Source organism: uncultured Holdemanella sp. (genome assembly GCF_958348295.1).
Lineage (GTDB): Bacteria > Bacillota_I > Bacilli_A > Erysipelotrichales > Erysipelotrichaceae > Holdemanella.
In genome coordinates, this window is the sequence record NZ_CATVYQ010000029.1 from 1 (window position 1) to 19439 (window position 19439).

Below are 19439 nucleotides of genomic sequence, written 5' to 3' on the forward strand. Positions count from 1 at the left end.
ATGAAGGCTGCCTTTGGTGAAAATCCTAAGCGTTGTTATAAGGGTAAGAAAATTGATACGCGTATGCAAATCAGTGCTCTACTTAGAGAAACTCTTGCTAAGACAAAAGAATACATTCAGAAAAAAGAATCGGGTAAAGATGTAGACTATGATCAAAAACTAGAAGCCATGATTCCAGTCATAAAAAAACAAATGCCATTAAAATGTCATTGTCATAGAGCCGACGATATCTTAACAGTTATTCGTATTGCGAAAGAATATGATATTGAAGTCACTTTAGATCATGTGACAGATGGAAGAAGCATTATTCCACAAATCAAAGAAAGTGGTTTTCCATGTATTCTAGGACCTTGTTTAGGACATAAGTCAAAATATGAAGTAAAAAATATGTCTTTTGAAACAGCCAACGAATTCTATAAAGCCGGTATTCCATTCTGTATTATCACAGACTCTCCTGTCGTACCCGAACAATACTTATCCTTAAGTGCAGCTCTAGCTCATAAGGCAGGACTACCAGAATATGAAGCTATTAAGGCCATCACAATCAATCCAGCTAAGATTTTAAAGTTAGATGATCGCATTGGATCTATTAAAGTTGGTAAAGATGCAGACTTTGTCGTTTGCACTAAAAATATATTAGATACACAAAATGAAATTAAGACAGTATATGTCAATGGAAAGAAGGAAGCATAATGTTATTTAAAAACGCAACCATTTACACAATGGAACAAGAACCTTTTGTAGGAGATTTTAAAATCGATAAAGGTGTATTTACCGAAGTAGGAACAAATTTAACAGCTAATAAGGGTGAAGATGTACAAGATTTAAATGGTCTCTTTGTATTTCCTGGTTTAGTTGAAAGTCATTGCCATTTAGGTATGGAAGAAACAGCCATTCGCTTTGAAGGTGATGATGTCAATGAAATCACAGATCCAATCACACCAAACATGCGTGGTATTGATGGATGTAATCCAATGGATGAAACCGTAGAACTTGCATTAAAAGGTGGTGTTACTACAGTTGCTGCTGGTCCTGGTAGTGCTAACGTTCTTGGTGGAACTTTCTTTGCGTATAAGACAAAAGGAAATTGTATTGATGAAATGACAATTCAAAATCCTTTAGCTATGAAGGCTGCCTTTGGTGAAAATCCTAAACGTTGTTATAAAGATAAGAAAATTGATACGCGTATGCAGATCAGTGCATTATTAAGAGAAACATTGGAAAAGGCAAAGGAATACTTAGCTAAAAAAGAAGCAGGTAAAGATGTAGCTTATGATCAAAAACTAGAAGCCATGATTCCTGTTGTTAAAAGAGAACTTCCATTAAAGTGTCATGCTCATAGAGCCGATGATATCTTAACTGCTATTCGTATCGCAAAAGAAGAAAACATCAAAATTACATTAGATCATGTAACGGATGCAAGATGTATTCTTCCTCAAATCAAAGAAAGTGGTTTTCCATGTATTTGTGGACCTGCATTGACTCACAAATCAAAATTTGAACTTGCGAATATGTCTTTTGAAACACCAAACGAACTATATAAAGCAGGTATCTTATTCTCTATCATTACCGACTCTCCGGTTATTCCTCAACAATATCTATCTTTAAGTGCTGCTCTAGCCGCTAAAGCAGGTCTTCCAGAATATGAAGCCATTAAAGCCATCACAATCAATCCAGCTAAAATTTTAGGCTTAGATAATCGTGTTGGATCTATTAAAGTTGGTAAAGATGCTGACTTTGTCGTTTGTACAAAGAACATTCTAGACACTCAAAATGAAATTACGGCAGTATATGTAGATGGAAAGAAGGCCGCTTAATGCTTTTTAAAAACGCCACTATTTATACGATGGAACAAGAACCATTCGTTGGTGATTTTAGAGTGAATAAAGGAATATTTACAGAGATTGGAAAGAATTTAAGTCCTAAAAACAATGAAGATACACAAGATCTTACAGGATTCAATGTATATCCAGGCATGGTTGAAGCCCATTGTCATTTGGGTATGGAAGAAACGGCTATCGGCTTTGAAGGCAATGATTTAAATGAAATCACAAATCCAATTACACCCAACATGCGTGGTATTGATGGATGCAATCCAATGGATGAAACTGTACAAACTGCATTAGAAGCCGGTATCACAACAGTAGCTGCAGGACCTGGAAGTGCTAATGTGATTGGTGGAACTTTCTTTGCGTATAAGACAAAAGGAAATTGTATTGATGAAATGACCATTCAAAATCCAATTGCGATGAAGGCAGCCTTTGGTGAAAACCCAAAGAATTGTTACAAAGGAAAAAATATTGATACACGCATGCAGATTAGCGCGTTACTTAGAGAAACTCTAGCTAAGACAAAAGAATACATGATGAAAAAAGAATCAGGTAAAGATGTAGACTATGATCAAAAGCTTGAAGCCATGATTCCAGTCATCAAAAAAGAAATCCCATTAAAGTGTCATGCTCATAGAGCCGATGATATGTTGACCGCCATTCGTATCGCAAAAGAATATGATATTGAAATTACTTTAGATCATGCGACCGATTCAAGAGTGATTCTAGACCAAATCAAAGAAAGTGGTTTTCCATGTATTTGTGGACCAAGTCTTTGTCACAAAGATAAATTTGAATGTGCCAACGATTCATTTGAAACACCAAATAAAATGTATGAAAAAGGCATCTTGTTTGCAATCACAACCGATTCCCCATTCAATCCCCAACAATATCTTCCAATTAACGCAGCCCTAGCCCATAAAGCAGGACTACCTGAAAATGAAGCAATCAAAGCTATCACGATCAATCCAGCTAAGATCTTACACTTAGAGAATCGATTAGGTTCTATTAAAGCTGGTAAAGATGCTGACTTTATTATTTGTACTAAAAGTTTGATTGATTTGAATAATACAATTAAAAATGTATATATTAATGGAATAAAAGCTGTCTAAGACAGCTTTTTATATGTTAGAATAGTGTAGTTGGAGAAAATAGATTATGAATATAGTTGAAAAATATGGTGGAACCAGCGTTGGAACCATTGAACAGATTCAGGCCATTGCGCTTCATGCCAAACACATGAAAGAACAAGGTCACAATCTAGTCATTGTTGCCAGCGCCATGGGAAAAACCACAAATAAATTAATAGAATTAGCTCATAGTGTCACAAACAATCCAAATAAAAGAGAATTGGATAGTTTATTATCTACGGGTGAACAACAAACAATTACACTTCTTGCGATTGCGATGAATGCACTCGGTGTGGATGCGATCAGTTTAACTGGCTATCAAGCAGGTTTTCTTACTAGCAAGCACCATTCTCGTGCTTTGATCAAAGATATTGATACAACCACAATTCAATCTCATTTAGACCAAGGAAAAGTTGTTGTCGTAGCCGGCTTTCAAGGCGCTACTGAATATGGAGATATCACTACTTTAGGTCGTGGTGGAAGTGATACAACAGCCGTTGCGATTGCCGCAAAACTTGGCTATCAATGCCATATCTTTACTGATGTAGATGGTGTCTATACAATTGATCCACGATTATATACGCGTGCTAAAAAACTAAAATCGATTTCTTATGAAGAAATGATGCAGATGGCATGTTTAGGTGCTGGTGTACTTGAAACGCGAAGTGTTGAACTTGCTAGTAAATATAATGTTCCCCTTTTCTTAGGAAAAGCATTGGAAACAGATTTAGAGAAAGGAACTTGGATTATGCATAAAGAATTAGAAGATATGCCAATTACAGGTTTAAGTGTAAAAGACGACTATGCGATCATGCGCTTTATGCACTTACCTAACGATGGTGTTTATTTAGGAAAACTATTTAAGATGATTTCCGATTTAAATATCAACCTTGATACAATTTCACAACAATTAGATGATGAAGGCCTAGCCAACTTTACTTTATATTGTTCCGAAGAACAAAGTAATCAAATTATGGAAAATGCTTCAAAAGAATATCCTGTACATCAAATGCTTGGATATATCAAGCTATCATTAGTTGGTCTAGGAATTTCTACGCATTCAGGTATTGCGAGTAAAGTATTAAACATCTTAAGTGAAAACAATATTAAATATTATATGATCACATCAAGTGAAATTTCCATTTCACTAACTATTGAAAAGAAAGACAAAGTTAAAGCGGTTCAAGCTTTAGGAAAGGCCTTTGATCTATAATGGAACTTCCAGTTAAATTTAAGGAACAAATGAAAGAACTTCTTCAAGATGAATATGAAGACTATCTACAAAGTTTTGACCATGAAAGATATTATGGATTAAGGGTCAATACACTTAAGATTTCTGTTGAAGAATTCTTAAAGATTTCTCCATTTAAACTACAACCCATACCATGGACAAATGATGGCTTCTATTATTCAAGTGAAGATAAACCAAGTAAACACCCCTACTATTATGCAGGCCTTTACTATCTTCAAGAACCAAGTGCTATGTTACCAGCACAAGTTCTTCCTGTAGACGAAAATGATATTGTATTAGATACGTGTGCAGCTCCTGGTGGAAAAAGCACAAAGCTTGCCACAAAACTCAATCATACTGGACTTTTAATTTCAAATGATATCAGTTCTTCAAGATGTCAAGGACTCTTAAAAAACATTGAATTATTCGGATGTGACAATGCCTGGGTAACCAGTGAAGATTTGACAAACATGGAAGAACACTACCCAGAAATATTCGATAAGATTTTAGTGGATGCCCCATGTAGTGGTGAGGGAATGTTTCGTAAAGAACCAGACTTAATTAAAAGCTGGATTGAAAAGGATGATACATTCTATCCACCTATTCAAAAAAACATTTTAAATGCTGCTGTATCCATGTTAAAGCCTGGTGGATCCATTGTCTATTCCACTTGTACTTTTTCTATTCATGAAAATGAAGAAGTCATTCAAGATGTATTAGACAAACATCCAGACTTGCATCTTGTTCCTATTGAAAAAATAGATGGCATGATGCCAGGCATCAATATGAATGAGTGTGTTCGTTTGTATCCACATAAAATCAAAGGAGAAGGTCATTTTGTAGCTTTACTTGTCAAAGATGGAGAAACAAAACACAAAAAAACAAGGCTTGAATCAAACGACAAATTGGATGATTGTGTTACTGAGTTTTTAAAACTCATTCATTTAAATAAAGGAACCATTAAAGTAAAAAAAGACAAAGTTATTTGGCTTAATACAGATTTTCAAGCTTATAAAGGCTATCGCGTCTTAAGATCTGGCTTATTATTAGGTCAATTAAAAGGAAAACATTTTGAACCTAGCCAAAGTCTTGCCCTTGCCCTTTGTCCTGAACAATTTAAAAATATATTAAACTTTTCCATTGAAGATGAGCGTGTTATTAAATACTTAAAAGGTGAAACTCTCGATGTGAAGGATTTGGATTCAAAAACATCTGGATGGACACTTGTTTGTGTAAATAACTTCCCTTTAGGTTTTGCGAAACTTTCTAAAGGCTCATTAAAAAATAAATATGCGAAAGGATGGCGTTATCAATGAGACTTGACAAATATTTATCTCATATGGGATTTGGCACAAGAAATGACGTTAAAAAATTAATTAAAAACGGCTGGGTTACTATTAATGATGAAACGATAAAAAAGGCAGACTATAACGTAAAAGAAGATGATAAAGTTTTTGTGGATGATGAGCCCGTAAACTATGTAGAATTTGAATATTACATTTTGAATAAACCACAAGGCTATGTGAGCGCCACAGAAGATATGCTCTATCCGACTGTCATGGAACTTATTCAAAGTCAAAGACACGATCTATATCCTGTGGGAAGACTTGACGTAGATACAGAAGGCTTGTTACTCATCAGCAATGATGGAAAGTTAACCCATGAAGTATTATCTCCTAAAAAACATGTAGATAAAAAATACTATGTTGAATTTGATGGGACGCTACCAGAAAATGCCGTAGACTTCTTTAATCAACCTATGGAATTTGAAGAATTTACTTCAGCCCCTTCAAAACTAGAAATCTTAGATACAAACAAAGCGTATCTAACGATTCATGAAGGAAAATTCCACCAAGTCAAAAGAATGTTTGAAAAGGCAACCTGCACTGTTACCTATCTTCAACGTATTGAGTTTGGTCCTTTAAAACTCAATGATTTACCATTAGGTGAATTTAGAGCATTAACCCAAGAAGAATTAGATGCCTTAAAAGGCTAAGAAAACCTGAGAGATCATACACTCTCAGGTTTTTTCTTTAGGCACAAAACCGTCTTTTACTTTAAAATCTCACATAAGCCTTTAATACTTTCACTTCATCACAACCATAAGGCTTGATTGTATATTCTTTTATACTTGCAGGAATAATAAAGGTTTCTGCATAATGCACAATGAAAGGTTCAAAATCCCCTTCAATTAATGCACTCTTTCCATCCACTAAATTCAACATATTGACTGTTCTATGTGTTTGATGATATGAACTGTTTTTTATTGTATATCTTCTAGTTTCAATAAATTCTAGTTCATGTAAACCCGTATGTTCGATCTTACAATCATTTCCTTCTTCTTTTACTTCATACGTCGCATTGACCAAATTTTCTTTAACCCAATCTGTAGTACGATCCCATTGAATGACTTGTTTTCCATGTTCAATATGAATAGGTCGAGGAAGTCCATCTAAGCCCAGTCTTTGCCAGTCCCACAATTTAAATGTAAAGATATAAGGTGTTGCACTAATTTCAAGCACCATCGCATTCTTTCCTGAACAATGACAAGTTCCTGCAGGAATCAAGAAATGATCATGTTTCTTTGCCGGAAACTTATTGATATACTTATCGGCATCAAAAACAATTTCTCCTCTTTGTGCTGACTCTAAATCCGAAATCATTTCAGTTGGTTGAATTCCCTCTTTTAGGCCTAAATAAACAACGGCATCTTCTTTGGCATCCAAAATATAGTAACTTTCATCTTGTGTATAACTCATCCCAAAATTCTTTTTAATATATTCCGTTAATGGATGTACCTGCAAAGATAAGTTTTGTCCTTCCATCGTATCTAGAAAGTCAAAGCGAATCGGAAATTCTGCCCCAAAACGAGAATAGACTTGTTCTCCCAATAATTCTTTTGGTTGGTACAACACTAGATCCATAGCTGGAAGTTCTACAATAACTCCATCATAATCAAATAAAATACTGTTCTCTTCAGGAACTCCATCAAAACTCCATGCATAATTTGGCTGATTCACATCTAAGTTACAAACTTCCTTCATCCATTGACCACCCCATACGCCTGGATCAAAGTATGGTACTGTACGAAATGGTTGTTTTGATAATTGATGCAAACTTATCTTAAATGTATCACTTGAAATCATTTTTGGATCTTTAGCAGCATTTGTATCCACCACATAATCAAAGCACTCAAAGTATTTTTCTTTGTGCTTATCCGCTATACGCCATTCAATAAAATAGCCACGCTTATATTTCTTTAAGATATCTTCATCATAATTATCTACATTATAATTTGCCATCCCTTTACGATAACGCAATTGAATTTGCCATCTAGCCATATCAAAGTAGACATACACATCGCCATGACTTACTAAACCAGCACCCACTCCATATACAATGACCGATTCTTTCTGTTCTTTAATTTTGTTTTGAGCTTCTTCTAGCTTTTCTTCATCTATAAAATCCACAAGATTACCATAATACATCTTGCCAAACACACGATCATCCGTAAGATTATATTTCATTTGTTCAGTCATGGTTTTGCCATCTTTAAAGATATCATGCATATTGATTTCTAAAGAAAAATTGAATCGTTTAATTAATTCATAGACTTCCTTTTCATCTACACCCGGATAATAATCAAAGACAACAACACTGTTATTATTCATTTTGCTCTTTAATTCATGATAGATTTCATCATACCCACAAAACGCTTTATGATTCTTTATTGTCGTTTTAGGAAAACAATCATATTCCGATTTAAAATTTAGATAACTCATTCTTCCTCCACCTTCAATTCACCATTTTTCTTAAACACTCTTACTGCAAAAGGATGATCCTCTACACGCTTATAATCATGACCCGCATGACTTGGCCACATACATTGCACTTTTAATTCCGTATTACCTGTATTCACAAGGCGATGTGCCAAATGCCCGTCAATATAGTGTACACTTCCACATTTTACTTTTTCTGCATGACAATGATAATCTTCATCCATCAACAAAAGAAGACCTTCACCACCCATGCCACAATAGATTTCATCACAATCTAAATTTTCATGGAAATGTCCACGCGTTACATTACATTCCCCATTCACGCATACTGGCTGCATCACAGTCAGTCCATAACACAATCCATCATGTTCATAGGAGTATACTTCATACATAATTTGATCATCTGAAACACTTGGATCCACACTTGAATAGAATGTTTTAGCATCCGAATACAATTTTGTACTCTTCTTAACATCCTCCCCTTCAATTACACCATTTAAATAATCATGAAATACTTTTGCGTCTTTAATTTCCATAATTGCCTCCTGTTCAATTGTTATAACATTCAATTCTATTATAAATCAATTGTTATAACATCTCAATATTAAGACAACAACAATATTTATAAACCATAGAAAAAGTCCAAAATAGCTCTATTTAAAACTATTTGAACTCATTTTAATCATTCAAAATTGTAGCTATATATAAATCATGAAAAAGATTCATTACATATACGAATACTTACAATCACCTTTATTATTTACTTCTATTAAAGTTCACTCCCCATTTACGTGCAAATCACGTATTTTAGTAATGTACAATAAAATGGATCTGATCTAATGACCAAATCCATTTTTTGCCTTCTGAATACGCAATGTTTTTCCTTTAATTGTCTTTAAATTCTTTAATACAAGTTTTCCCTTATCATTCAAGATATCTACATAAGATTGATGATCTTGTACTTGAATCACACCAATATCATCAACAGTTACACCATCAATTTCGCAGATAGCCCCTACAATATCGCCTGGACGAATCTTCTTGTTTTTTCCTCCATTTAAATAAATTTTAGTAATGCCTTTTCTTAAATCTTTTGATTTATCCACTACCACACGATTGGATTCTTTTAGTGAATCTAAAACATCTAAATCACTTAAATAGACTTCACCCTCTTCTTTAAATGGCAAGTTATAACCTAGATATTCTTCTAGTTTTTCTTTTCGAACTCCATCATATTCATTCACTAAACTTATAGCTAAGCCTTGTTCATCGACTCTTCCACTTCGACCAATACGATGTGTATATGTTTCGACAGGACTAGGCATATCGTAGTTAATAATCATCTCTACTTTAAAAACATCAATACCACGACTTGCGACATCGGTACATACTAAAATACGCACTTTGCCTTTTTTAAAGCGTCGCATATGCGATAATCTTTCTTCTTGCATCATACCGCCATGAATTTTATCTACACTGACTTGATTCTTTTCTAAACATTCATAGACTTCATCCACTCTTGCCTGCGTCTTACAAAAGATCATACAAGATTCTGGTTTCTTTAATGCCAATAAATGAAGAAGGAATAATTCTTTATGTTCTTCATTAACGTGATACGCCTCTTCTAGAATATTTGGCTTATTTGTACTCGTTAGATCAATTTTAGATGGTTTATACAAATATTTCTTACTCATTCTTTGAATCACTTCAGGATAGGTTGCACTAAATAAACAAGTTACATGTTTTTTAGGCATGTACTTTAAAATAGCCTGCACCTCATCTAAGAAGTTCATATTCAACATTTCATCCGCTTCATCCAAGACTACATATTTAATTTTTGAAGGATCCAGTGTTTGTTGTTGAAGATGATCTAAAACTCTTCCTGGCGTACCAATCACAACGTGGCATCTTTGTTTCAAATCTTCCTTTTGAAACTTAAATGGCTGCTTACCAAAAATAGGTAGTGTCTTAATTTTTTTGAAAGTTCCAATACGATCAAAATCTTGTTGAATCTGTAAAGCTAGTTCTCGAGTTGGAGTAAGTACCAACGCTTGTGGGCTTCTTTCATCAATTTCTAGATTTTGAATGATAGGAATCGCAAAAGATGCCGTTTTACCACTTCCCGTTCTTGACTTAACAATACAATCTTTTCCCGAAAGAATATTGGGAATGACTTGTTCTTGTACGGGCAATGGTTTTTCATAGCCTAATGTATGTAAGGCTTGTATAATATTTTTATCTAAATTCATTTGTTCAAATGTCATATTTTTATCACCTATAGAATTATACCATGTTAATATTATTTAACAGAAACAAAAACTATTATGCGCTACAATAAGAGCATGAAATATAAAACATTAGTGATGAAACAGATCGATCAACATACATATCAATATAGTATGAATGCGCCTTTAGATAACTTGAGTTCTATTCTATCTTTTGATGAAGAAATAATAAAAGTGAATTTCGGTAATGAATTGGAATATGCCCTAAATTGTAAAGTCTTAAAAGATGGATTTTTATTAGAACCAAAAGAAAATATGACACTTACTGAATGGGCACCTTTTTTCGCATTATCTTTAATTTTGCAGTACTACAAATCATTTAGAAATCTACCTCCCATTTTAATGAGTGTAGATAAGGAAACACAGGAAAAATACTCTCAGGAAGAATTAATTCGAAACTTATTTCAATAAGTTTCATTTTTTTATGTAATAATTTTCATAATAGCGTATAATCAAAATGAGGTGAACTATTATGAATATGACAACATTGAACACGCCGCTTCCAGAAGATTTAATGAAATTAAAATGGAATGGGCAATTTAAACTGATGCAGGAAATGATTGATTTACGTCTTCAAAAAGATATTCCTGCCAAACTAAAGGAGCGTTTAGAATTAGAAAAAGAATTGATTTCTCGTCTTCCTGAAGATTTTACGTATTCAAAAGAAGACGCTATCGAATTATTAAAGTCTAAAATTTCCGATTTTAAAGATGAAGAATTTGATGAATTATTTAAAGACAATGCGTTTGAATGGATCTTCATTGAAGGAAAAATGTATTTAAAAGACAATTTCTTTGAAAACCTAATTAAAGTGCGTAATGCTTATAAAGATCGTTTAATTGAAAAAGATGGTGCTGCAAGTACTTTATTAGACGACGTAATGCATAAGATGAAGGAAGAAAAGGATGTTTACTGCAAGATTCATGTCAAGACAAGCTTGAAGGTAGATCCTACATTTGAAAAGCCAGGAAAAACAATTCGTGTATGGCTTCCTATTCCGAAAGAATATGCGCAGGTTGAAGATTTTAAATTATTAAATACATCTCATGAAGGTCTAGTCAACGATAACAGTGTAGATCAAAGATGTGTATATATTGAAAAGCCATATGAAAAAGGTGAAGAATTCAGTGTAGAATATGAATTCATCAATCACATGCACTATGAAGAATTAGACCCAAGTATCGTAACAGATGAACATCCAGATACTTGTCTTGAAGAATATGCGCCACATGTTGTATTTACAGATTACTTAAAGGATCTAGTTAAAGAAATCATTGGTGAAGAAACAAATCCATTATTAAAGGCAAAATTGATCTATAACTATATCACAACCCATGTCACATATTCTTATGTACGTGCTTATGCGACTTTACCATGTATTCCAGAATATGTCACAACAGGATTAAAAGGAGATTGTGGTTTACAAGCATTGACATTTATTACTCTATGTCGTATTGCGGACATTCCTGCCACTTGGCAAGCTGGACTTTATACAACGCCTGAAACCATTGGTAATCATGACTGGGCACGATTCTATGTAGCTCCATATGGATGGTTATATGCGGATTGTTCATTTGGTGGTGGATCCTATCGTGCTAAAAACTTGGAAAGACAAGATTTCTATTTTGGACATTTAGATCCATTTAGAACACCATGCTCATCAAAATTCCAAGGTGCTTTTGTACCAGCTAAAAACTTCTTGCCAAATGATCCATTTGATAATCAAAATGGTGAAATGGAATATGTAGATGAAGCGATTCCGGCAAAATATATTATGAAAGAGACAGAAAAAATTGAAATCTCTCTTTTAGAGGGTAAAAATGCATAGGCCTATTATTGGTCTAACTTGTAATGAATTGGATAAAGAAAATCTTCCTAAACAGTTTATCAATGAAGCCTATATCAACAGTGTTATTCGTGGTGGTGGTTGTCCAGTCATTCTTCCCATCACAAATGACTATGATACAATTGAAGCTCAAGTCAATGTATTAGATGGATTGATTGTGACAGGTGGAATTGATGTAAATCCTATGATTTATAATGAAAATCCAGAACCTTTACAAAGTAATTCAAGTTTAGATCGTGATTATTATGAAATGCGAGTATTAAAATACGCCAACAAAAAACAGATTCCTATTTTTGGAATCTGTCGTGGCATACAGATGTTGAATGTCTATTTTAAAGGATCTCTATATCAAGACCTATCTTATTGTAAAAGAAGCGTGATCAAACATGCGCAACAAGAAAAAAGAGAAAATCCAAGTCATAAGATCCATATTGAAAAGGATAGTTTTTTATATTCTAGCTTAGGTGATGAAGCTTATGTGAATAGTTTTCATCATCAAGCCATCAAGGATTTAGCACCACACTTTAAAGTAGTAGCTAAATCGAGTGATGGAATTATTGAAGCCATTGAACATGAGTCTCTTTCCATTTATGCCGTACAGTTTCATCCCGAAGCCATGTCCCATAAATATGGTGAGATGCAAAATATCTTCAATGCCTTTATTAAAAAGTGTGAGGTAAAGTAATGCGTATTCAAGAAAACTTAGAAAAATCAAAATATGAGGCAGATGGAAGCCTACAAATTCAAGGAACAACCATTCCTTATCATACAATTTGTGAAGACAATTTCTTCGTGGATGAAGAAAACAATCCAGTCGCATCCATATTTAGTTATGCCTATTTTAGAAGTGATATTCAAGACAATTCAAAACGTCCAATCTTATTTGTTTATAATGGCGGTCCAGGATGTGCTAGTCTTTGGCTTCATATGGGATTGTTTGGTCCTAGAATTGTAAAATTAGATGATGAACTAAACCTTCCTACAGTTCCACCTTTTGAATTAGAAGACAATCCACATTGTTTATTAGACTTATGTGATTTAGTCTTTATCGATCCCGTTGGAACTGGACTAGGTCGTTTAATTCAAGAAAAGGCAAGAAAAGAATTTTATGAAACGCATGGCGATGTCCGAAGTGTTTCTAAATTCATTGAACAATTCTTAGCACGCTATAATCGTAGAAATTCACCTGTATTACTAGCTGGTGAAAGCTATGGTACCGCAAGAAGTGCCTTACTTGCAGGAGAACTTATGGGTGCAGGTCCTGAAAAAGCCGATACGATGGGAATCAGTGTCAGTGGTATCTTCTTACTTGGAAGTTACTTTATTGAAAAGCTTCCAGTTGAAGCAAGTGCTACCGACTTAATCACAATGGCTGCCACAAATTATTTCCATAACCCAAAGGAAAACATTTCACAAAAAGACTTTATTGATGAAGCCTTTACATTCGCATCTACTGAATATGTTACAGCCTTATTTTTAGGAGATGCCTGCCCGAACAAAGAAGAAATCGCAGATAAATTAGCCTATTATTCGGGTATTGATCAAACCTATTGGTTAAGACACCATTTACATATGGATATGCAGAAAGGTTTTGCGCATAAACTATTAGAAGATAAGGGTTTAGCTTTAGGATTCTATGACGGTCGTTATACATGGAATGATGATCCAGAAATCATGGAAGCCAATGTCATTGCGGATGACCCAGCCATGGGACAATATACACCTGCTTTCCAGACTGCCTATGGATTGATGCGCCAGGAATTAAATATCACAAGTAATCGTATCTCAAAAGGCCTAGTCTTTGATGTAAATATGACATGGAATCGTGAATTCAAAACAAGTCCTGCCCAATCCTTAGCTGGATGTATGCGAAGAAACAAACAGATGAAAGTCTTCTTTGCCTCTGGTCTATATGATCTTTGTACAACCGCTGGAAATGCCAGATATTTAGCTACACACTCTAATTTAGATCCAAATCGAGTAACCATTGGTGAATATCCAAGTGGTCATATGGCGTATCTTGGTAAAGAAAGCTTTGATCTATTAGCCAAGGATATGCGTGAATTCTTTGAAAGTTGTATTTAAAAAGGAAACCACAGTTTCCTTTTTTTATTTATACTTCTTCAACATTTCTAGCTTAAGATTCAATAACTTTTCACTTAAGTCTACATAATATTCTTGTGGATATACAAAACGTTTGATTTCATCCCAAATTGTAGCAAGTTCCTTTTCGCTGTATGCACGAATTTCTTCTAGAGTTGGAAGATCATAAACAAGCTTACCATCTTTAAAGATTGGCACTAACATATCACGTACTGTATATGTGTTGGCTGGAATCACTTTGTATTTCCAACGTGACATTGGATGATAGATGGTTAGATCTTGCGTTGTATCAATCACTTCATCTTCTAATGTCAATAAATCGGCAATGGCCATACCTGTTTCTTTATCCATAATACGATTTAAATTCTTCATACCTGGATTTGTCACTTTTTCAACATTATCACTGATTTTGATTTTAGGAATGAATTGACCATCTTTTTCAATCGCCACCATTTTATAAACACCACCAAAGACAGGTGAATTCTTTGAACAAATCAAGTTTTCACCAACCCCAAACGAATCAATTTTAGCACCTTGTTGATGAATCAAAGATTCAATGACATATTCATCTAAGGAATTGGATACAACGATCTTACAATCTTCCATACCCGCTTCATCTAACATCTTACGAACTTTTTTAGAAAGATATGCCATATCTCCACTATCAATACGAACACCTTTTAAACGGTATCCATTGGGTTCTAGATAATCCTTGGCTACTTTAATGGCATTCACAATACCTGATTTTAAAGTAGAATATGTATCAATCAATAAAGTACATGCGTTTGGATATGTTTTGGCATAATACATAAACGCATCATATTCTGTATCAAAACTTTGAATAAATGAGTGCGCCATTGTTCCTAGTACTGGTACACCAAATTCTTTACCTGAATATGTAGTAGCACTTCCTGCACAGCCTGCAATATAAGCTGCTCTAGCTCCTAGAATAGCTGCATCAAAGTTATGTGCTCGACGTGCACCAAATTCCATTACGGCTCTACCTTCACTGGCTTGTACAATACGACGTGATTTTGTCGCAATCAAAGTTTGGTGATTGATAGCCAAAAGTAATGCCGTTTCTACAAGTTGTGCTTCAATAATTGGTGCTTTGACACGAACCAATGGTTCATGAGGAAATACTGGTGTTCCTTCAGGAATCGCATAGATATCTCCTGTAAAACGTACAGTCGATAAATATTCTAAAAATTCTTCACTAAATTGATTTAATGAGCGTAAATAATCAATATCTTCTTTTTCAAAACGCAAATTCGAAACATAGTCCACAACCTGTTCTAAACCTGCAAATACACAATATCCCCCATCATCCGGATTTTTACGATAGAATAAGTCAAATACGACTTCTTTGTCTTTATTATCATTAAAATAACATTGACTCATTGTTAGTTCATAAAAGTCCATGACTAAACTTAAATTTCTCTTATCTTTCATTTTATAATCTTTACTCCCTTACTTCAGAAACAACTTGAATACCATTCATTTCCATCATTCTAAATGCGACATCATTAAAGAATGTAGCTTCATGTATCTCTGGTATATGATAGGTTTCTGTACAGTTTTCAACTACGATAATACGATATTCATTCATATTGTGTTCATTGAACCAAGTATTTAAACTTAATACAAAATGAAGCACACAAAGATCTGTACAACAACCTGTCACAATTATATCACGATAATATTTCAAATCTGAATTTAAAAACTCTTCAAATTCAGGTGCCATAAACGTATTCGTACTGTTCTTCTTGATGACATGTTTCACAAACGGCTTTAAAGAATCAACTACTTCAGATTCTTCACTTCCAATTACACAATGTGCTGGAAACGAATTGAATTCACGCGTCTTTGGTGGATGTGAATCACACACAAAAACATTGTTGCACTCTAAAAGAGTTAAAAGATTTTCAATATTCTTTTCTATGTCGCCAATAGCTTCATCATGAAGTGGACCTATATTCACAAATCCTTTTATCATATCTACTACAAATACTACAGGGTCATTTAATTCATTTTTTTGAATGGGTTTATAATTCTTATTTTCTAAACGTGCCATATATACCTCTAAACGAAAATAAGAGTTCTACACAGAACTCTTATTCTTCAACATCTTTGTTTGTTCTAAACTCCTTTAATTTCTCTTCAAGCATTGATTTGAATTCTGGATTTGCCTTGATATAAGCTTTGGCAGCCTCTTTCCCCTGTCCAATTTTTTCTCCCTCATAACTGAACCATGCCCCTGCTTTTTTTACAATATTAGCATCGACACATAAATCTAATAGTTCACTAATATAAGAGATTCCTTCACCATACATAATTTCTAATACAGCGGATTTAAATGGAGGAGCTACCTTATTCTTAACAATTTTAACTTTTACTTTATTTCCTACAATATCCGTACCATTTTTAATGGCATCTGCTTTACGAATATCAACACGTACAGATGAGTAGAATTTTAAAGCACGACCTCCAGGCGTTGTTTCTGGATTTCCATAGATAACACCTACTTTTTCACGAAGTTGGTTAATAAAGATAGCTGTACAATCATTTTGATTCATAGCACCAGCAAGTTTACGCATTGCCTTTGACATCATACGAGCCTGTAATCCAACTTGATTATCTCCCATTTCACCATCTAATTCAGCTTGTGGAACTAATGCAGCTACACTATCTACAACAACCAAATCTACAGCTCCACTCTCTACAAGCATCAACATAATGTCTAATCCTTGTTCACCTGAATCTGGTTGAGACAAGATCAACTCATCAATGTTAACACCTAAATTTTTTGCGTATACAGGATCAATTGCGTTTTCTGCATCAATAAATGCGGCACGCCCACCCTTTTTTTGAACTTCTGCAACGGCATGTAACGCAAGTGTTGTTTTACCACTGGATTCCGGACCGAAGATTTCAATAATTCTTCCTTTTGGGTATCCGCCAATACCCAAGGCATCATCTAAAAGTAAACTTCCTGAAGGAATAGGTTCAATGTCAACAGCCGCTCTATCGCCTAATTTCATGACAGAACCTTTACCATATTCCCTTTCGATTTCATTTAAAACATCACTTAAAAGTTTATCTTTATTTGTTTCTACTTTTTCTTTTGGCATAAATTCTCCTTTTGAATTATTTGTATCAATATATCTATCATTTGCATAACAACATGTTCTCTAACTTCATTTCTAGATAAGCCTGTACATTGAAAGCCATATACATGAACTGATTTTTTAGAGGCGATTGCACAATATACTCTTCCTGCTGGTTTTTCTTCCCAAGTATCCGGTCCAGCATTCCCGGTAAAAGAAATACAATAATCCACATCCATAATTTCTCTTGTATTTTTGGCCATAGCATAGGCACACTCTTCACTGATTACACCATGTCTTTGAATTAAGTTCACATCCACATGAGCTAATACACTTTTCATTGGTGTAAAATAAGTCACTAAGCCACCTTTTAACATGGCGCTTGCCCCAGGTATTGAAGCAATCGTACTCGTAAATAAACCAGCTGTTAAGCTTTCACAGCTAGAAATTGTTAAATGATTTTTTGTACATAAAGATACAAGTTGTTTTGCGTCATTCATTACATCGTCTCCAAAACGTATTTTTTTAATTGATTGAAATAAATGAGTCCACTATATAAAGAAGCCGCTGTTGCTGCCCACAACAATATTTGATCCATACAAATACCCATATAGATAAATGGCCAATCTTTCAACAATAAGAATACAAGTGCAAACATTTGTAGTACAGTTTTTAACTTTCCAAAAATCCCTGCGCTGACAACTTCGCCTGAATTTGCAGCACTCATTCTTAAACCATCAACAATTAAATCTCGCGCGATCATTAATAATACGGCAATAACGTTTGCCTGATGAAAGTAAACCATCAAAATCAATACAGTATTCACTAACATCTTATCTGCGATAGGATCAGCAAATTTGCCAAAAGAAGTAATCCAATTATTCTTTCTTGCCAACATTCCATCAAAAAAATCAGTAATGCTCGCAACCGCAAAAATCACAAACGCAATCACATCTCGAAGGGCTAGACCACTTGTTTTGTCAATCACACATACAGTTGGATCCATGCAAAGATATACAGCTACAACTACAGGAACTAATAAAATTCTAATAATCGTTAGTCTGTTCGGTATATTCATCTTGGCCATAGTTATAATCCTCCCCTTGTGCATAATATTCATTAGAGTAATCATAATAGTTGTCATCATATTGTGAATACTCTTCTTTTTTCGCATTTGGATTTCCTTCTCCAATTTGTAAAGTAATTACAGCAGGTTCTCCTTCTTGCCATCCTGTTTTATCAAAAGAAATCTCTTTTCCTCCAACTGTAATTGAGTTGTCTGAATATGTTTCTATGCTGATTTCAAAAGTACAATTCTCAGATAGCTCTAAACTTTTCGTAAATGTACCCGTATATACTTTTGAACTATCATTGATTACTGTGTCATCTTTAGTCACAGTGATTTTAGATTTTGTTGGAAGTGTTATACTCAAATCTAATGTTTTTACATCCGATTGAATATTTGAAATTTGATATGCATTGGTCTCATCGCTCATTTTTTCAACAACCAAAGCCTCAGCTTCCTTTGCCTTTTTACGCTGACTTGCCAATTTGTTAGTTTCTTCCTCTTTCTTTGAAAGCTGTTCTTGACGTAAAGCTTCTTGCGTTGCTAATTTTTGATTAGAAATTGCACGAAGCCCAAAATTAATAACAGATAAAACGCATAAACACACGATTCCAATCAGGACAAGCACTTTGATCAATTGCGATTGATTTGTACTTAATGAAGAACTTGTACGGCTCACATGTTTTTGAAACCACGATTTTTTCTTTTTCTTTGTTGACTTTTTGGTTTTTTGAACACTAGGCATTTGCTGCACCATACGTCTTTGTGCCATGGTCAAAGCCATATCTCTTTGATGAGCAACTTCATTAATATCCATATCCACTTCATCTGCAATTGCCTGCCAATTAACACCAATCGCATCTGAATATGCATGTACAAAATAACGAACAAAAGAAAAGTCATCGGAGAATACATCTAAGTTATGTTCTTCGATTGCTTGTATATATTGAGGCGCTAAACGCGTCTGATTTGAAACATCCTGAATGGAAAGTTTTAGGTTTGTACGACGTTCTTTTAAGATGTGATAATATGCCACTAAAACTCCCCCTTTGAAGCTTATTAT

19 protein-coding genes are annotated in these 19439 nt (G+C 34.3%); 10 read left to right on the forward strand and 9 right to left on the reverse strand.

Annotated features, from left to right (window positions below; genetic code table 11):
- From Q3907_RS06530 to Q3907_RS06555, 6 genes are all read left to right on the forward strand, one after another.
- Positions 1 to 693: amidohydrolase family protein (locus Q3907_RS06530; RefSeq protein ID WP_301897716.1), on the forward strand; the 693-nt coding region annotated here is incomplete at its 5' end.
- Positions 693 to 1817: an amidohydrolase gene (locus tag Q3907_RS06535; protein ID WP_301897717.1), complete on the forward strand. Its 1125-nt coding sequence runs from the start codon at positions 693 to 695 to the stop codon at positions 1815 to 1817. The genes Q3907_RS06530 and Q3907_RS06535, both read left to right, overlap by 1 nt.
- The gene (locus tag Q3907_RS06540; RefSeq protein ID WP_301897718.1) at positions 1817 to 2941 is read left to right on the forward strand and encodes an amidohydrolase; all 1125 of its coding nucleotides are present in this window, start codon (positions 1817 to 1819) and stop codon (positions 2939 to 2941) included. Before Q3907_RS06535 ends, Q3907_RS06540 begins: the two co-directional genes overlap by 1 nt.
- Before the next feature lie 46 nt (positions 2942 to 2987).
- Positions 2988 to 4172 (forward strand): aspartate kinase, encoded by a 1185-nt coding sequence (locus tag Q3907_RS06545; protein ID WP_301897719.1) that lies wholly within the window; start codon positions 2988 to 2990, stop codon positions 4170 to 4172.
- Positions 4172 to 5506, forward strand: coding sequence for an RsmB/NOP family class I SAM-dependent RNA methyltransferase (locus tag Q3907_RS06550; RefSeq protein ID WP_301897720.1), 1335 nt, complete (start codon positions 4172 to 4174; stop codon positions 5504 to 5506). The genes Q3907_RS06545 and Q3907_RS06550 overlap by 1 nt, the downstream gene beginning before the upstream one ends.
- Positions 5503 to 6186, forward strand: a complete 684-nt coding sequence (locus tag Q3907_RS06555; RefSeq protein ID WP_301897721.1) for a pseudouridine synthase — start codon at positions 5503 to 5505, stop codon at positions 6184 to 6186. Before Q3907_RS06550 ends, Q3907_RS06555 begins: the two co-directional genes overlap by 4 nt.
- 61 nt (positions 6187 to 6247) lie before the next feature.
- Here Q3907_RS06555 and Q3907_RS06560 read toward each other — a convergent pair whose 3' ends face one another.
- The 3 genes from Q3907_RS06560 to Q3907_RS06570 form a co-directional block, all read right to left on the reverse strand.
- On the reverse strand, positions 6248 to 7972 hold the full coding sequence (locus Q3907_RS06560) for a class I mannose-6-phosphate isomerase (RefSeq protein WP_301897722.1): 1725 nt from the start codon (positions 7970 to 7972) through the stop codon (positions 6248 to 6250).
- Positions 7969 to 8505, reverse strand: coding sequence for a glucose-6-phosphate isomerase family protein (locus Q3907_RS06565; RefSeq protein ID WP_301897723.1), 537 nt, complete (start codon positions 8503 to 8505; stop codon positions 7969 to 7971). The genes Q3907_RS06560 and Q3907_RS06565 overlap by 4 nt, the downstream gene beginning before the upstream one ends.
- 300 nt (positions 8506 to 8805) lie before the next feature.
- Positions 8806 to 10233: a DEAD/DEAH box helicase gene (locus Q3907_RS06570; protein ID WP_295647180.1), complete on the reverse strand. Its 1428-nt coding sequence runs from the start codon at positions 10231 to 10233 to the stop codon at positions 8806 to 8808.
- Between the two features lie 78 nt (positions 10234 to 10311).
- Here Q3907_RS06570 and Q3907_RS06575 point away from each other — a divergent pair, with 78 nt between their 5' ends.
- From Q3907_RS06575 to Q3907_RS06590, 4 genes are all read left to right on the forward strand, one after another.
- Positions 10312 to 10665 (forward strand): hypothetical protein, encoded by a 354-nt coding sequence (locus Q3907_RS06575; RefSeq protein ID WP_301897724.1) that lies wholly within the window; start codon positions 10312 to 10314, stop codon positions 10663 to 10665.
- A 61-nt stretch (positions 10666 to 10726) separates the two neighbouring features.
- Positions 10727 to 12082: a transglutaminase-like domain-containing protein gene (locus tag Q3907_RS06580; RefSeq protein ID WP_301897725.1), complete on the forward strand. Its 1356-nt coding sequence runs from the start codon at positions 10727 to 10729 to the stop codon at positions 12080 to 12082.
- Entirely contained in the window at positions 12075 to 12785 is a 711-nt protein-coding gene (locus tag Q3907_RS06585; protein ID WP_295647186.1) for a gamma-glutamyl-gamma-aminobutyrate hydrolase family protein, read from the forward strand. Before Q3907_RS06580 ends, Q3907_RS06585 begins: the two co-directional genes overlap by 8 nt.
- On the forward strand, positions 12785 to 14185 hold the full coding sequence (locus Q3907_RS06590) for a S10 family peptidase (RefSeq protein WP_295647188.1): 1401 nt from the start codon (positions 12785 to 12787) through the stop codon (positions 14183 to 14185). The genes Q3907_RS06585 and Q3907_RS06590 overlap by 1 nt, the downstream gene beginning before the upstream one ends.
- 24 nt (positions 14186 to 14209) lie before the next feature.
- Here the strand turns inward: Q3907_RS06590 and Q3907_RS06595 are convergent, their stop codons facing one another.
- Genes Q3907_RS06595 through Q3907_RS06620 form a run of 6 tightly spaced genes read right to left on the reverse strand, consistent with a single transcriptional unit; the run spans position 14210 to position 19412 of the window.
- Positions 14210 to 15655: a nicotinate phosphoribosyltransferase gene (locus Q3907_RS06595; RefSeq protein WP_301897726.1), complete on the reverse strand. Its 1446-nt coding sequence runs from the start codon at positions 15653 to 15655 to the stop codon at positions 14210 to 14212.
- 10 nt (positions 15656 to 15665) lie between these two features.
- Positions 15666 to 16277, reverse strand: a complete 612-nt coding sequence (locus tag Q3907_RS06600; protein WP_301897727.1) for a cysteine hydrolase family protein — start codon at positions 16275 to 16277, stop codon at positions 15666 to 15668.
- 40 nt (positions 16278 to 16317) lie between these two features.
- Positions 16318 to 17334, reverse strand: coding sequence for a recombinase RecA (gene recA, locus Q3907_RS06605; RefSeq protein ID WP_003864270.1), 1017 nt, complete (start codon positions 17332 to 17334; stop codon positions 16318 to 16320).
- Positions 17316 to 17810, reverse strand: coding sequence for a CinA family protein (locus Q3907_RS06610; protein WP_301897728.1), 495 nt, complete (start codon positions 17808 to 17810; stop codon positions 17316 to 17318). The genes recA and Q3907_RS06610 overlap by 19 nt, the downstream gene beginning before the upstream one ends.
- Positions 17810 to 18397 (reverse strand): CDP-diacylglycerol--glycerol-3-phosphate 3-phosphatidyltransferase, encoded by a 588-nt coding sequence (pgsA, locus tag Q3907_RS06615; RefSeq protein WP_367881497.1) that lies wholly within the window; start codon positions 18395 to 18397, stop codon positions 17810 to 17812. Before pgsA ends, Q3907_RS06610 begins: the two co-directional genes overlap by 1 nt.
- Positions 18357 to 19412, reverse strand: a complete 1056-nt coding sequence (locus Q3907_RS06620) for a RodZ family helix-turn-helix domain-containing protein (RefSeq protein ID WP_301897729.1) — start codon at positions 19410 to 19412, stop codon at positions 18357 to 18359. Before Q3907_RS06620 ends, pgsA begins: the two co-directional genes overlap by 41 nt.
- Positions 19413 to 19439: the final 27 nt, after the last annotated feature.

What these genes read in the sequence shown, in the direction of transcription:
- Q3907_RS06535 (WP_301897717.1), top strand. Translation starts at nt 693, where the DNA reads ATGTTATTTAAAAACGCAACCATTTACACAATGGAACAAGAACCTTTT.
- Q3907_RS06540 (WP_301897718.1), top strand. Translation starts at nt 1,817, where the DNA reads ATGCTTTTTAAAAACGCCACTATTTATACGATGGAACAAGAACCATTC.
- Q3907_RS06545 (WP_301897719.1), top strand. Translation starts at nt 2,988, where the DNA reads ATGAATATAGTTGAAAAATATGGTGGAACCAGCGTTGGAACCATTGAA.
- Q3907_RS06550 (WP_301897720.1), top strand. Translation starts at nt 4,172, where the DNA reads ATGGAACTTCCAGTTAAATTTAAGGAACAAATGAAAGAACTTCTTCAA.
- Q3907_RS06555 (WP_301897721.1), top strand. Translation starts at nt 5,503, where the DNA reads ATGAGACTTGACAAATATTTATCTCATATGGGATTTGGCACAAGAAAT.
- Q3907_RS06560 (WP_301897722.1), bottom strand. Translation starts at nt 7,972, where the DNA reads ATGAGTTATCTAAATTTTAAATCGGAATATGATTGTTTTCCTAAAACG.
- Q3907_RS06565 (WP_301897723.1), bottom strand. Translation starts at nt 8,505, where the DNA reads ATGGAAATTAAAGACGCAAAAGTATTTCATGATTATTTAAATGGTGTA.
- Q3907_RS06570 (WP_295647180.1), bottom strand. Translation starts at nt 10,233, where the DNA reads ATGACATTTGAACAAATGAATTTAGATAAAAATATTATACAAGCCTTA.
- Q3907_RS06575 (WP_301897724.1), top strand. Translation starts at nt 10,312, where the DNA reads ATGAAATATAAAACATTAGTGATGAAACAGATCGATCAACATACATAT.
- Q3907_RS06580 (WP_301897725.1), top strand. Translation starts at nt 10,727, where the DNA reads ATGAATATGACAACATTGAACACGCCGCTTCCAGAAGATTTAATGAAA.
- Q3907_RS06585 (WP_295647186.1), top strand. Translation starts at nt 12,075, where the DNA reads ATGCATAGGCCTATTATTGGTCTAACTTGTAATGAATTGGATAAAGAA.
- Q3907_RS06590 (WP_295647188.1), top strand. Translation starts at nt 12,785, where the DNA reads ATGCGTATTCAAGAAAACTTAGAAAAATCAAAATATGAGGCAGATGGA.
- Q3907_RS06595 (WP_301897726.1), bottom strand. Translation starts at nt 15,655, where the DNA reads ATGAAAGATAAGAGAAATTTAAGTTTAGTCATGGACTTTTATGAACTA.
- Q3907_RS06600 (WP_301897727.1), bottom strand. Translation starts at nt 16,277, where the DNA reads ATGGCACGTTTAGAAAATAAGAATTATAAACCCATTCAAAAAAATGAA.
- recA (WP_003864270.1), bottom strand. Translation starts at nt 17,334, where the DNA reads ATGCCAAAAGAAAAAGTAGAAACAAATAAAGATAAACTTTTAAGTGAT.
- Q3907_RS06610 (WP_301897728.1), bottom strand. Translation starts at nt 17,810, where the DNA reads ATGAATGACGCAAAACAACTTGTATCTTTATGTACAAAAAATCATTTA.
- pgsA (WP_367881497.1), bottom strand. Translation starts at nt 18,397, where the DNA reads ATGGCCAAGATGAATATACCGAACAGACTAACGATTATTAGAATTTTA.